Below are 14487 nucleotides of genomic sequence, written 5' to 3'. Positions count from 1 at the left end.
ATAGAAATCACGGAAATCTTTCGACCACGGATTAATCGGATTCAGCGGATAAAGAATCGCTGGCGATTCTCATTTCTGTGATTTCCGTGATTTCTGTGTGAGATTATCACCTCTGTGCGAGGCTTAAGGATTGACGGGACCGCCGCCGTTGCCGGATTCGGAGCTAGAACTGCCGCCGCCGTTCTCCGTGCCTCCGTTATTCCCTGACTCCGTGTTTCCGTTCTCCGTCTCCTCACCCGTCAGTTCGCTGTAGAGCTGGGTGCTCAGCGTAGCGCCCTGACGCATGGCGGAAGCCTTGTAGGCAGACTTCTTGCTCTGGTCGGCCAGGAAGGCGATGCCCAAGCGGGTGACATTCTCGGATGCGCTGAAGTCCTTCGCGTCGCTGACGCCCTTGGAGGTGAGGACAGGGTAGAGGGTTCCGATGCCGTCGAGCTTCACCTTGTAGCCGTCGGCCAGCATCTCCTGCATGCAGCTCTTCAGCTTGGTGATCACACCGATGACCACGTCCTCGGTATAGATACTGCCGTGCTTCATGATGTGCTCGGCCATGTCGGTGAGTCGCAGCGTGCCGCGATAGATAATCTTACCGTAGGTCTTCTTCACCTGCTGGCGCTGCTCGCCCTTCTTGCCCACAGTCACCTTGCGTTCCACCTTCTTAATTTCAATTGTTCCCATAGTTTTTAATTTTGAGGTTTAAGGTTTGAGATTTGAGATTTATTTGTGTCGTTTTGAGAGAAACGGCGTGTTGCTTTCAGCGAGCCGGCGTTTTGCTGTCAGCGATACGGCGTGTTGCTCATTTTTGACAATGCAAAGGTACTACATTTCCATTGCGGTCTACGAATACATATCCAAGATTATTTTGTCTATTTTTGTGTCTTGCGCGGTCATTTGGTCATTTGGTCATTTGTCAAAATCGAAAACTGACTGTCAAAATCCGCCACTATAATATAAATATTTATATTTATATATAGTGAGCAATGACCGCGTTCCCGAAATTGATTTTGACCAAATGACCTTGACCAAATGACCACAGATTGTAAAATGATAAAAAGCCACTAGGCGTCCTATGATTCATAACTGCAAAAACATTTTTTAAATTTTTTTCCCGTTCTACCACAAATAGAGCGGGATTTTTTGTACCTTTGCAAAAAATATAAGTATTTGATACCGATAATATGAAAAATCTACAACTTATTATGAAGAGGTTCCTCCTTTTGGCATTGCCAATGATGCTTATGTCATTAATCAGTGGGTGCGGTGACGATGATAGGATAGACAACACCCCAGTTTATTGCGATATTACTAAAGCTGAATTGGAATCTGTCCCATCATTTAAATATGAGAATCTATATATTAAGTTCCGAAACGGACATTTGATTACACAACAAGTTGTAGATTCTTGGGTCTGCAACCAAGATACAATGTCCTATGTTCTATCGGGTACAAACATTGATGTCACCTTTGTTACATATGGAATACCTACGAAGTATAAAGGTACGATTCAGAAGATTACCCAAGAAGGTGTGCCCAATAAATTATATCTTCAATTAGACCGAAGCAAGCAAGTTGGTATTTGGCTAAGTAATGCTTACGAATGGTGTAATACTGATTTTTAACAGAGAAAGATATGAAACATTTCAAACTTTTGTGCGTTCTTTTGCTCGCGACATTAATGATACCTACGATGGTATCATGCGGTGACGACGATGAGAAGACTGAGGTCATTTCTGATGGCGAACTCATCAGTAAAGCTATCGGTACATGGATGTGCGTTAAGAGTACCGACACGCAGCAAGGTCATTCTTATGATGGCCTGATGGTGGGTAAAGAGGTGACAATCAACGCAGGCGGTACTTATACATCTACCGCCCAATCCTTTGGCTATACTGGCACCTATTCTGTCAATGGCAACACCGTTACGGTCAAAAGCAACAACGGAGGCACTTTTGTTATTACCGTGACCTTCAGCGGGAAAAGAATGATATGGGAGGGTGCTGCAAACAATGGCGTCACCTTTAAGTATTATTTCGACCGTGAGAGTGATGATGATAGCGGTGTCGTCCAGCCTGTGTTGACGTTTACTGATGATTTGATTGCAGGAGACTTCTCATGGAAGGTCAAGGACTTTACTATCGAAAAGGGCAGAAACTCATATATCCAAAAGGATAAGGAAATCTCATTTAAGAAAGACGGTTCGTGCGTAGGTTTCCACTCTATGGAGGACGCATGGCTCATCAAAAACGGCAGAATAGAGACCTATCATAAGCAGACGAGCGAGCCGATGTATGTCTACACCTTGCTCTCGCAGAAAGATAGTACCATAAGCGTGCGCATGGAGGGCACACTTGATGACGAGCTCAAGGCAACTGTCGTGTTAACCAAAGTGGTGTATCAAAGCATGGATGCTATTACGGAGGATTATCAGTCAAATATTGTTGCGCTCCGTGCTCCTATTTATGCCAGTTGCGCATCATTTGTTGAGGGACAACTGCAATTGGAGGCAACCAGATCAACCCCTAACACAGTACACCAGATATCTGCCCAGAGTCCTGTAGTCAGCAATACATGGCAGGCAGCTTATAGCACCATAAACAGAATCAACTACACTCTAGAGATGGCAGAACGAGGTGATCTTCAACTAAATCAGCAGGTTACGCAATTTTTAGCAGAAGTGAGAGCCATCAGGGCCTTTATCTATTATAACCTTGGCATGCTGTGGGGTAACGTCCCCGTTATCACTCAGGCAATCATGTCTTCAGAACAAGCCAGCAACATACCGCAACGCAGCCAAAGTGAAGTCTTTCAACTGGCATACAGCGATATCTGCAATGCTTTGGGCAATCTCCCTGAAAGTAATTATCAGAATGAAGGAAAACTTTATTTCAACAAGGATGCCGGCAAGATGCTAAAAGCAGAGATTGAACTGACTTTGGGGAGCAAAAGCGCGGCTCAGAATACGTTGAGCCAGATAGACAAGGATTCGTATATCTATCAGACGAGGTCTGTTCTTCAAACTATGGAAAGACCTGTTATCTGGGCAATGGCTCAAGCTAGCTCGGGACCATATATCCCTGTTTATACTATCACCCATCATCAGTTGTATCTGTATGAAATTACAGGCAGTAAGGATGGATTAGTATTGGAGACTAACGTTTCATTAGGTGATGGAGGTGCCACTTCAGGCCCAGAGGGTGTTGCTGCAGAATGGAAGAAATACACCTATGCCGACTTTGGGTACTGGGCTGCTCTTAAGCGTTTAGGTCAGGCACAATCTGTTACGGGTTGTTTCGACTATGAGTTACTGATGCCAATTCCTTATGTGGATATCATGTCAAATCCCAATATCACACAAAATCCCGGATACTAGGATTCGATTCAATTTTTTTATAAATATTTTTCCCGTTCTATCCACAAACAGAGCGGGATTTTTTTGTACCTTTGCAGGTAAATTATTGGTTCTATTAAGGTAAAAAGGTAAAAATGGACAAGGATAAGGAAATTCCGAAGGTGTTGCAGAACGAGGTGCAATACCAGGACCTCTTCTTTTATCAGAAGACAGAGGTGCTATATGCGCTGACATATCATTTTGCCAAGCGCTTCCTGCCTGCTAAGGCTGACCGCACTGTAGATCAGATGATACAGGCGGCACGCTCGGGAAAGCAGAATATCATAGAGGGATTTGCCGATGGCATGACATCCACAGAGCTGCAGCTGAAACTGCTGAATGTGGCACGCTCGTCGCTAAAGGAACTGCGCGCAGACTATGAGGACTACCTCTGCACGCGTCATCTTACCGTGTGGGATAGTGGTAATCCCCGCTACGACACGCTGCTGAAGTTTTGCAGGCAGCATAATAAAGTGAGCGACTATGAACCCTATTTTGAACGGTGGGGCGACGAGGAGCAATGCAACGTGGCGCTGACCCTGCTGCACATGACAGACAAGATGATGAAGACCTATCTGAGTGGCCTTGATAAGCAGTTTGTCACTCAGGGTGGCATCAAGGAGCGTATGTATGCGGCCCGCACGGGCTACAGAAAGGGCATAGACGAAGACCTGCAGCGGCTGAGGGAAGAGAACAAGAGCCTGCGTCAGCAGGTGCCTATCCTGGAGCAGCGCATTGAGCAGCTTCTCAATGAGAAGCGCCATCTGGAGGTGCTGCTGCGGCAGGAAAGGGAAAAGAGAAGAGGATAAAGGAAACTAGTTTTGACTAGTCTCAACTAGAATCAAATACTATGTATCAAAGCAACACAATACGACAGTGCCTGTGGCTGATAACGACCATCAGGCAGAACGAGCGCCTCACGCTGAAGGCGCTGCAGGAGAAATGGACGGCCGACAAGATGGGCGACACGCTCTATCGCTCGTCGTTCAACCGCTATCGTGACAAAATCTTCGAGTTGTTTGGCCTGATGATGGAGTGCGACGAGAAGTACCAGTATTATTTCTCGAACCCGGGCGAGCTGGCCGACCATTCGATTGAGAGTTGGCTGCTGTCGACGATGACGGTGAACGTGGCACTGGCCGACAGTTCGACGGTGAAGGACCGCATCATTCTGGAGAGCGTGCCCGAGGGCGAGCAGTTCCTGCCGATGATAATCAAGGCCATCAGACTGAACCGCCGCCTGCACATGCGCTACCAGCGCTTCGGCTGTGAGGTGAGCGAGAAGACGGTGGAGCCCTACGTGCTGAAGCTGTGGGGACGTCGCTGGTATCTGCTGGTGTTTACGGGCCACCACATGGCTACCTACTCGCTGGACCGCATGCTGTCGGTAGAGATGACCGACGAGACCTTCGTGATGCCTGCCGACTTCTCGTCAGAGCAGTACTTCGGCGAATACTACGGTGTGCTGACCGACGAGACAACGCCGCTGACGCACGTGGTGGTGCGTGCCTACGGCAAGACGGCCAACTACCTGCGCACGCTGCCACTTCACCACTCGCAGCGGGTGGCAGACACGACCGAGGCCTATACCGACTTTACGCTCGACGTCAGGCCCACGCCCGACTTCCTAGGCGAACTGCTGAAATACGACCATGGCGTGGAAGTGGTCGACCCGCCTGAACTTCGCCTTAAAATGTGTAAAATCATAAAAGAAATGCTTAATAGATATTAAATCTCAAGAGGGTGTCCCCGGTTTCTGGGACACCCTCTGTTGTATATTTGCAATCCGAAATCAATATATGTCGAACTAAAAACATTAAGATTATGGATGCGATTTTTTGGATTTATATCATTGCGGTAGTGGTAATATTCACGGACTATAAATTCTTAGAAGAGAATGGACGTAAATTTTGACGAACTGAGAGATTGGAGCGATGGCGCCAGGCGTGCGCTCGACAGGGAGCGCGAAAGAATGATGGAACAGATGAAAATGCTGGACGGACTGGCACGGGCCACGGAGGTGATTGGCGATATCCAGGCCGAGAACGAGCGGCTGCAGGCGGAGGTGGACGACCTGAACGAGCAGCTGGAGCAGCGGGATCAGGAGATAGAAGATCTGCGCCGTCAGCACCAACAGGAGATAGACGACCTGCAACGGCAACTGCTGGAGGCGAGAAACCAGCATCTGGAGACGGAGCGACAGCACCTGGAGACGGAGGTGCGTGCGAAGCCTATGGAGATTCACAACCACTTCGAGGCGGGCAGCAGTTCGCAGGTGTTCAACGACCGGGTGAGCGGTAAGTTTGGCAAAGTCCAGAGCGACAGGAATAAGAATAACAAGAAACGTAACGATATCAAAAAGAACAAGAAAAAATGGAAAAAGACAATCAGAAAAATGTTGTGAACAATTTTGAGCCTGGCTCAAACTGTCAGGTATTCAACGGCAATATCCGCGGCTGTGTGTTTGCCATGCCCGGGGCGACGGTCAACCAGCACGTGCCGGAGCCAAAGACGCCAGACGCGCCTCAGGATGATGAGCAGCCCGATGTAGCGACGCTGGCGACATGTGTAGACAGTGTGCGTCAATACTTCTGGGGCGACAGTGCGCTGGCGGTCATCTTCTGCACGTGTCGCGACTGCTACGGCTATGCCAATAATATGAGGCAGTTTGAGCGCGACTTCCATTGTCAGGAGGGGTTGCTGTCGAATACGTTCAGAAATAATCCGTATATGCGCCTGCATGTGGACAAATGGGCGCAGCAGGGTGCCAAGCAGCGGGTGCTGCAACTGATGGAGGCGTATAAAAATGCCGTTGAGGACAGGCGCACAGCGTAATACCTACAGAATAACCTACATAACCTACAGAATAACCTACAGAGGTGCATGACGTTGTTTCATGCACCTTTTTTTTGTGCCTAATTTTGCATCGTCGAACAACGACAAGGCGATCTTTGACATGTTGATACACAGTAATGGGTTTTAAAGACAGAGTAATGGGTTTTTAAAGACACAGTCGCTCGAGCTTTGCTCGCTTGCTACTGAAAGGACGCAAGAACACATTAACAAATTTATAATAACAGATTTTTAATAACAACAAAATGGAAACAAAGATTTTGAAAGTGGTACGCCAGGGCGAGGCCTTCAGCGTACAGTCAAGTAAACAGGAGTCGGGCGTTATCCAGAAGTGCAACATCGTGCTGAAGGAGCTGGGCTCAAAGTTTGAAAATGAATATGTGTGCGCCATGCTGGGTAATCTGGCGGCGTGCAGGTTCTACGAGGGTGACATCGTCATCGCCACCCTCCGATTCTCTACACATGAATATCAGGGACAGACGTTCCAGGAAATACTGGCGACAGACCTGATAAAGGTAAATAGGTAAAAAATAAAAAGGTAAAAACAACAATGACAACAAATATTCAGATTTTTAAGAATGATATGTTCGGCGAGGTTCGAACAATGACAAATGAGAAAGGTGAGACTTTCTTTGTGGGTAAGGATGTGGCACAGGCGCTGGGATATGCTAAAAGTCGTAATGCTTTAGCGGCTCATGTTGATGATGAGGACAAAAAGGACGCCCTGATTCAGGGCCCCCTTGGTGGAACTCAGAAAACGATTATCATCAACGAGTCTGGTCTCTACTCCCTGGTACTCAGCTCCAAGCTGCCGCAGGCTAAGGAATTTAAGCGCTGGGTAACGGCTGAGGTGCTGCCGCAGATTCGTCAGACGGGCGGTTATCTGCCAACAAGGAACCTGCGCACTGGCGAGGCACTGACTGAGGGCGAGATGGTTGAGGAGGCCAACAAGATTATAGCTCGCACCATATCGCGTGCCAACCTGCCTGCTGACGACTGTTTCACTGCATCAGAGGTGGCCGAGAGCCTGGAAACAACGGCGAACGCGCTGAACCACTTCTTGGTGGACAAGGGCATACAGTATTGGAACGGTTCACGCTACAAGCTCAAGGCCCAATATACTGAATGCGGCTATACGGAAGAACGCATGTTTCACTACTACGCCCTGAATGGTGACAAGAAGCAGCGCCCATACATGGTGTGGACACCGCAGGGCAAGGAATTCATCAAATCATTGTTTCACTAAAAAACTAACTTGAGTTGAGGCGAAAGAAGTCTTCACGTGAAGATGGCCATCGGATTTCTGAAACTTCTGCTCGCAAAACTTAAGTAAAATGAAAACTAGAAGAACACCTATTTTAGGACAACAGGTAATGGTCGAGGGTCTGATGACCTTCGGCAAGCAAGAATCAGGACTGCGTACACTTGATTTTGAGTGCTGCGAGGATGTGGCAGCAGAAGCCTTTCATGGCGATTTCCACGTACAAGGGATGCGCGACGGCAACGTGTATATGACTGAGAAACCTAAACGACACAAAAACAAACCTATATTCCGCGAAGACAACTGTTCGCTGTCGCACGGTAAGGATAAGCGATATTATTTCTACTTCTCGCTCGACGAGGATCAGCTGGGGCAGTTGCCCGAGAAACTGGTGCGTCAGGCCAGCGCGGTAGCGCAGAAAGTGATTCGCGAACTGATAAATGGAAGGGGACATAGACGATGATTTCATACTGTAAGAATGGCAAGTCAGCGCAGGTTCTGGCTTGCCCTCAGGATAAACTGAACGAGATTCTGGACTCGCCAGTTGTGGCAGAGGTGTGCCAGAAACTGACCACCGTAGACCACGATAGTGACGAGGCAAAGACGCTGAAGCAGGGGTTGCCGCTGCTCATGTTTATGGCCCATTATACCGACGGGCACCGACACGCCAAGAGTGCTGTGCCTACGAATATGGCCTATCTGGATCTGGATGAGCTGAACGGCGAAGACCCGCGCGAGGTGTGGAAACGACTGGTGCAGACGCTTATTATGCTGGAGCTGGAGCATCTGATAGTATTGGTACACGTAAGTTGTTCGGGCAAGGGCTTGCGCATAGTGTATATCATTCCAAGTCAGTTCGGCCATCTGTCGCCAACGGAGCGCATAGACCAGTCGAAACAGTGGCTTGCTGCTAAGCTTGGCGTAACCGATGACTCCAAGACAAAAGACCTGGCTCGCGGGTCGTTTGCTGTACCGAGAAGCTATGTGCTCTATGGTCCTGATAAGCGACTGTTTGAGGAGAATGTGAGCGAGAGTGTGAAGCAGGAGATATTTGATGGAACTACAAATAATAGAAATCAAGGAGTATCAGGACAAGGTGCTGATGAAAAAACTCCTAAACTCCTAGACTCCTTAGACAATAAATTCCCTAGCGACTACCACGGCATACCGTTTGAGCAGATACTGAAGAAGTACTGGGAGCTGAACAACCACGGGTTTGAACCGACCATTGGCGACCGCGACACGCTGACCTATCAGTTGGCCTGCGACCTGAGGCATATCTGTGGCAAGAATGCTGACTGGCTGGATCAGGTGATTCCCTGCTACAACGGGTTCCCCGAAGAGGAGAAACGGGCGAAGATTAAGAGTGCACTGAGTTCGGAGTACAACGGATTTCCGCAGAGGCTGCGCAACACACTGAATGCCTTAACCTCTCACGACCTCCCCAAAGGGGAGGAGGGCCTAGCGGATGAAGATGACAATGATGATGCGGTAGCAAATTCTTCACTTTTCACTCTTCACTCTTCCCTTAAGCGAATGCCGATGGGCATCCGCGACTCCATCGATGCCGTCGGTCCTCAGCTCTCCATGCCTGTTATCACCGCCATCTGCCCCTGTATCGGTACGCTGGCCACGGGCGTGCAGCTGGATGTGCACGGGCAGAAGCGAGGGCTGAACCTGATTGCCTATATCGCCGGCGACTTTGCCAGCGGCAAGGGTGGCATCGACCCCGTGGTGGAGGCGTGGATGAGTGAGGTGCAGGCGCTCGACAAGATGTACCAGGTGCAGGAGGATGAGTGGCGTGCCAAGAAGCGGGCGGCGAAGAATAAGAAGGAGCAGCCCGAGGAACCGAAACTGCCCGTGCGCTGTCTGACGCTGAACAATACGGTGGCCAACCTGGCCGAGCGTCTGGCCAACACGGAGGGCAAGCACGCCTTCTCGTTTACACCCGAGGCCGATACCGTGGCGCAGAAATGGAAATCCACGATGAGCGACTTCTCCGTGATGCTGCGCCAGAGCTACGACGGTACGAAGTACGAGCGTGAGGCAAGGAGTGCTGACGCGGTGAACGTGCATATCGACAAACTGCTGTGGAACGTGTGTATGTGCGGCACGCCCGATGCGCTGTATCGCGTGGTGAACAACTACACCGACGGTTTCCAGAGCCGTATCGCCGTGGCCCGTACGCCCGACAATACCTTTGCACCGCTGCAGGACAAGCCGCCTGTGCTGACCGACCGCCAGCGCGACCGCATCCAGCAGATAGCCCATCTGTTGCCGCTGATGTATGGCGAGGTGGTGCTGCCCAAGCTGGAGGCCAAGGGCCGTGAATGGGTGGAGCGCATCCGACTGGAGACGATGAAGAACGACGACCGCACCCGTGCCCGTCAGCGCTTCCGCGTCTGCGTCACAGCCCAAAGAATGACGTGCTGTCTGATGCTATGCAAGGTGTGCGAAAGCCTTATTCAGAAGCACGGGCTGACCAGAGCAGAGGCACAGTTGAAGCAGCAGCCGGGACTATGGAAGGAGATGCTGCTGAAGGCGCAGACGCCCACGATGCTGGAGGTCTACGACGTGATAGCCGACTCGCTGTTGGAGAACGCGCTCTACTTCTTCCGCGACCGCATAGAGAACGCCTTCCAGAGTCGCGACTACGCCGGCAATATGAACGGTGAGCGCACCAAGCGCGGCAAGAACGACTCCATCTTTGAGCGACTGGACATCCAGTTCTCTTTCGAGCAGGCTATGCAGCAATCGGTGGCGGTGAAGGGTGCCAACGTGAACCATAACACCGTGCGGCAGATGCTGAAGAATTGGCGCAAACAAAAGCTCGTGATACTGGAAGAGGATGGTAATTATCGTAAGTTGTAACGTGGTCATTTGGTCAAGGTCATTTGGTCAAAATCGATTTTATGATATATTGAAATTTAGAATTATGAATTTAGAATTAAACAATTCGCAGGAATGCTTTGTGTTGCTCTGGCGCAGGCTGGAGCGCACGAGGCGCCTCCTCGGAGGTCAGTGTAAGCGGTATTGCATCCGCAATGTGTTGAAGGCATGGTTTGGCAGCGAAGCCACCGACGATTTTATCTGGGAGGTGTGTCACATGGCTGTGGTCGATGACGAGCCTCAGAAAGGCTGGAACGAGCTGCCGATACCGAGTCTTTATCCGCGCAAGCACCGTGAACTGTTGCGTGCTATCGTGGCTGTAAAAACGGGCGTCAGCTATCGGAAAGTCAATCTGAAAGCGCTCGATAAGGCTTATAGTGAAGCCTTTCCAAATAGTACACCAATAAACGTAAACAAGAAGAAACGAAATGATTGCAAGAGGAATTCGTAATAATAATCCGCTGAATATAAGACGTTCAAAGGATAAATGGCAGGGCATGAAGGCCTTGCAGACAGATGCTCAGTTCTGTCAGTTTGAAACAATGGCGTATGGCTGGCGGGCAGCCTTCGTGCTGCTCACCCGCACCTACTATCACACGTATCGGCTCTATACCATCCGTGCGATAGTCACGCGCTGGGCACCGCCCAACGAGAATAATACGCGGGCGTATATAGAGAATGTGTCGAGACTCACGGGCATAGGGCCCGACGAGCCGCTGGGCATACCCAGCGACAAGCCCGGCAGGTGGATAGCCCTCGGCGCGGCCATGGGCATCCAGGAGTGCGGCACGGAGGGCTTCGACTGGTTTGCTATGCTAAGAGGATGGGAACTGTGCAGAAACGGCATCTGACACCTGCACGCCCAGAATCATGAAAATACTTTAAATTCGACTGCAAATAGCGGGGGAATCGCATTTTTTTCGCTATCTTTGCAGTCGGATTTCCAACAGTGGATTCGCAATTACTAAAAACGAACAAATCAAAATGATGAAAACTAAATTTTGGACTTTGCTGGCCTTGGCGGCTGTGTGTGTGCAGCCTACTATGGCGCAGCGCAGCGTGGCCGTGCTGAACAACGGTTGGCACTTCCAGGCGGGCAACGTGGAAAACGGGGCGGCCGTGGAACTGAACGACGCAGGATGGCGCACGGTGAGCTTGCCTCACGACTTCCAGATAGAGCAACCGTGGGTGGCGCCTGCGGCTGGCGAGAAGGCTGATAATGACGATCCTGCAGCCAATATCAAGAGCCGACTGAGCAGTCGTGGCTTCAAGGAGATGGGGCAGGGATGGTACAGGTTGCACCTGGTGCCGGCCGACTCGCTCAGGGGGCGCCGACTGCTGCTGGATTTCGGTGGCATCATGTATGTGGGCGATGTATATGTGAACGGCAAGAAGGTGGGAGGTACGGACTATGGCTACGTGGGGTTCCAGATAGACGTGACTCAGGAATTGAAGGTGGGACAGGACAACGTGGTGGCTGTGTGTGCCGACACGCGCGATCCTGGCAACTCTCGCTGGTACACGGGGGGCGGACTGTTTCGCGACGTGAAACTGGTGAGCACCAACCGCGACTTGTATTTTGAGCGTCACCCGCTGCGCATCACCACGCGCGACAACCGCTTTGTGACCATCGCTGCCGAGGTGGCTTCGCGCGGGCGCGACAAGAAAATGCCGGTAGCGCTGCGCATCCTCGACCCGCAGGGACAGACGGTCTATGAGGGGAGGACAGAGATGCGTCGCTCTACGCCTACACGCATCGTGGAACAGCAGTTGGCCGAGGTGGAGATACCCAATGCGCAACTGTGGGACACGGACCATCCTAACCTCTACACCGTCGTGGCTACGCTCTACAACGAGAAGGGGGTGGCGGTGGATTGTGTGAAGGAGCGCTTCGGCATTCGCACCGTCGAGGTAACGCCCAACGAGGGCTTGCTGCTCAACGGCAAAAAGGTGCTGCTGAAGGGGTATGCCAACCACCACTCGCTGGGCGCACTGGGCGCGGCTGCCTATCCCAGGGCCATCGAGAAACGCATACAACTGATGAAGCAGTTTGGCATCAATCATATCCGCACGAGTCATAATCCCTACAGCAGGGAGTTCATCGAACTGTGCGACGAGAATGGTATCCTGGTGGTCGATGAGCTCTACGACAAATGGACGCGTCAGCATACGGGCGGACGGGTGCCGTTTGAGGCGCTGTGGCAAACGGATGTGCCGGAGTGGATCAAACGCGACAGAAACTCGCCCAGCGTGGTGATGTGGAGCCTGGGCAACGAACTGCAACAGGATGCTAACCAGCCGTTTAACGATTTTGGCGTGACGATGTTTAAACTGATGCGCACACTGATTCATCGCTACGACTCCACACGACTGGTCACGGTGGCCATGCATCCGCGCTACCGCAACTGGCAGACGGACTCGCTGCCGTGCGACCTGGCTATGGTGACGGATGTGCAGGCTTACAACTACAGATATATGTACTTCCCGGGCGACGGGCGTCGATTCCCCTGGATGAGGTTCTACCAGAGTGAGGCGTCGGTGGCTGCTATGGGACAGAACTTTTTCGAGATGGACTTGCAGCGGGTCATGGGATTGGCTTACTGGGGGGCTATAGACTACCTGGGCGAGAGTCAGGGATGGCCTGCAAAGGGCTGGAGTCAGGGAGTGTTCGACCTGGAACTGAACGCGAAGCCGAAGGCGTACTACATGAAGAGTTTCTTCAAGGCTGATGAGCCGGTGGTGCACATTGGGGTGATCGAGAAGAAGGGCGACATGATGTGGAATGGTGTGCAGACGGGCAACGACGGCATGACTGACCACTGGAACCGCAGGCAGGGACAGGTGCTGTCGCTGGTCACGTATACGAATGCTGAGGAGGTGGAACTGGTGCTCAACGGCCGGTCGCTGGGCAAGAAACTGAACGACGTGAAGGATGCGAAGATGCGCAACCAGATTCGCTGGAACAACGTGAAATACGAGCAGGGCAAACTGGTGGCTATCGCGCGCAACAACGGGCGCGAGGTGGCGCGTCATCAGATAGAGACAACGTCGGAGGCGGTGCGTCTGAAAGCAGAGACTGACAACGCTGCGTGGAGGGCCGACGGCACGGACTTGCAGCATGTGCAGGTGGTGGCTGTGGACAGGAAAGGCAGAAGGGTGCAGACGGCTGCTGGCGAGGTGACTTTCGCTGTTGAGGGACCTGCTGATATCGTGGGTGTGGTGAATGGCGACATCAACTCTAACGAGATGCTCGTGGGCTGCAGGCGCAGTCTTTATAACGGCACGTGCACGGTGATTCTGCGCTCAAAGGCTGGCGCAAAGGGGCAGGTGGTACTCACCGCTAGTGCCCCTGGAATGAAACCTGTAAAGACAAAACTGCACACGCTATAACGTCCGCGCCCCTTTCCTGAACGACGAGGAGAGGGGGCGTGGCGTGTTTTTTTTATTCGTGATGATAAGGCTCACCCTTGATGATGGTGCAAGCGCGATAGAGCTGCTCTGTAAACACCAGGCGCACCATCTGATGTGAGAACGTGAGGCGTGAGAGTGATAACTGCTCATTAGCACGCTGATAGACAGCAGGAGAGAATCCATACGGTCCGCCAATGACGAATACGAGTCGGCGGGCCGTATTGCGTTTCTGCTCAAGCCATGAAGCCAGTTCAACGCTGCGTGGTTCGCGTCCGCGTTCATCCAGAAGCACCACAGTGTCTTGTGGCTGGATCTGTTTAAGGATAAGCTCACCTTCGGCCGTCTTTTGTTGCTCTTCCGTGAGATTCTTGGTGTTTTTCAGTTCAGGAATCGTTATGATGTTGAAGGGCATATAATGGCTGATACGTTCGGCATAGTCGTTGATGCCTGCAATGAAATGTTTGTTGACGGTTTTGCCAACTAAGATTAGTTCTGTTTTCATATCTGCTTGTATTCAGCTGCAAAGATAGTGATTTTTCTGTAAATATCAGATACGGACGTATATAAAAAAGCAAAAGCGACGGGCTTCACAGCCAATCGCCTTATCTTCAATAGGTATTAGTTCTTTTAAGGTAAAAAGATTGTTTTCAGGATAACGTTGGCAAAGGTATGGAAAATTATTGAACTG

General features: G+C 51.0%; 15 protein-coding genes. 13 read left to right on the top strand and 2 right to left on the bottom strand.

What is annotated here, in order from left to right; genetic code table 11:
* Positions 1-123: 123 nt before the first annotated feature.
* Entirely contained in the window at positions 124-675 is a 552-nt protein-coding gene (locus L6468_RS09860; RefSeq protein ID WP_237793114.1) for an HU family DNA-binding protein, read from the bottom strand.
* A 500-nt stretch (positions 676-1175) separates the two neighbouring features.
* Here L6468_RS09860 and L6468_RS09855 point away from each other — a divergent pair, with 500 nt between their 5' ends.
* From L6468_RS09855 to L6468_RS09795, 13 genes are all read left to right on the top strand, one after another.
* The gene (locus L6468_RS09855; protein WP_237793113.1) at positions 1176-1616 is read left to right on the top strand and encodes a hypothetical protein; all 441 of its coding nucleotides are present in this window, start codon (positions 1176-1178) and stop codon (positions 1614-1616) included.
* A gap of 11 nt (positions 1617-1627) precedes the next feature.
* Positions 1628-3367, top strand: a complete 1740-nt coding sequence (locus L6468_RS09850; RefSeq protein ID WP_237793112.1) for a RagB/SusD family nutrient uptake outer membrane protein — start codon at positions 1628-1630, stop codon at positions 3365-3367.
* 113 nt (positions 3368-3480) lie between these two features.
* Positions 3481-4194, top strand: a complete 714-nt coding sequence (locus L6468_RS09845; protein WP_237793111.1) for a four helix bundle suffix domain-containing protein — start codon at positions 3481-3483, stop codon at positions 4192-4194.
* Between the two features lie 41 nt (positions 4195-4235).
* A complete protein-coding gene (locus L6468_RS09840; protein ID WP_237793110.1) occupies positions 4236-5117 on the top strand; it encodes a helix-turn-helix transcriptional regulator in 882 nt (293 codons plus the stop codon).
* Between the two features lie 165 nt (positions 5118-5282).
* Positions 5283-5789, top strand: coding sequence for a hypothetical protein (locus L6468_RS09835; protein WP_237793109.1), 507 nt, complete (start codon positions 5283-5285; stop codon positions 5787-5789).
* On the top strand, positions 5759-6220 hold the full coding sequence (locus L6468_RS09830) for a hypothetical protein (RefSeq protein WP_237793108.1): 462 nt from the start codon (positions 5759-5761) through the stop codon (positions 6218-6220). Before L6468_RS09835 ends, L6468_RS09830 begins: the two co-directional genes overlap by 31 nt.
* A gap of 263 nt (positions 6221-6483) precedes the next feature.
* A complete protein-coding gene (locus L6468_RS09825; RefSeq protein WP_237793107.1) occupies positions 6484-6765 on the top strand; it encodes a hypothetical protein in 282 nt (93 codons plus the stop codon).
* Positions 6766-6788: 23 nt separating this feature from the next.
* A complete protein-coding gene (locus L6468_RS09820) occupies positions 6789-7484 on the top strand; it encodes a phage antirepressor KilAC domain-containing protein (RefSeq protein WP_237793106.1) in 696 nt (231 codons plus the stop codon).
* An 88-nt stretch (positions 7485-7572) separates the two neighbouring features.
* Positions 7573-7962: a hypothetical protein gene (locus tag L6468_RS09815; protein WP_237793105.1), complete on the top strand. Its 390-nt coding sequence runs from the start codon at positions 7573-7575 to the stop codon at positions 7960-7962.
* On the top strand, positions 7959-10370 hold the full coding sequence (locus L6468_RS09810; RefSeq protein ID WP_237793104.1) for a DUF3987 domain-containing protein: 2412 nt from the start codon (positions 7959-7961) through the stop codon (positions 10368-10370). The genes L6468_RS09815 and L6468_RS09810 overlap by 4 nt, the downstream gene beginning before the upstream one ends.
* A gap of 64 nt (positions 10371-10434) precedes the next feature.
* Positions 10435-10839, top strand: coding sequence for a hypothetical protein (locus L6468_RS09805; RefSeq protein ID WP_237793103.1), 405 nt, complete (start codon positions 10435-10437; stop codon positions 10837-10839).
* Positions 10817-11239, top strand: coding sequence for a hypothetical protein (locus L6468_RS09800; RefSeq protein ID WP_237793102.1), 423 nt, complete (start codon positions 10817-10819; stop codon positions 11237-11239). The genes L6468_RS09805 and L6468_RS09800 overlap by 23 nt, the downstream gene beginning before the upstream one ends.
* Before the next feature lie 133 nt (positions 11240-11372).
* Positions 11373-13778, top strand: a complete 2406-nt coding sequence (locus L6468_RS09795; protein WP_348535108.1) for a glycoside hydrolase family 2 TIM barrel-domain containing protein — start codon at positions 11373-11375, stop codon at positions 13776-13778.
* Between the two features lie 52 nt (positions 13779-13830).
* On the opposite strand, the gene rlmH is transcribed toward L6468_RS09795, so the two are convergent.
* Positions 13831-14301, bottom strand: coding sequence for a 23S rRNA (pseudouridine(1915)-N(3))-methyltransferase RlmH (rlmH, locus tag L6468_RS09790; protein ID WP_091817317.1), 471 nt, complete (start codon positions 14299-14301; stop codon positions 13831-13833).
* Positions 14302-14487: the final 186 nt, after the last annotated feature.

Origin of the sequence: Prevotella communis (assembly GCF_022024115.1) — a bacterium.
GTDB classification, from domain to species: Bacteria; Bacteroidota; Bacteroidia; order Bacteroidales; family Bacteroidaceae; genus Prevotella; species Prevotella communis.
The sequence above is the reverse complement of the archived record's forward strand: the minus strand, read 5'-3'. Positions and strand labels throughout refer to the sequence as shown.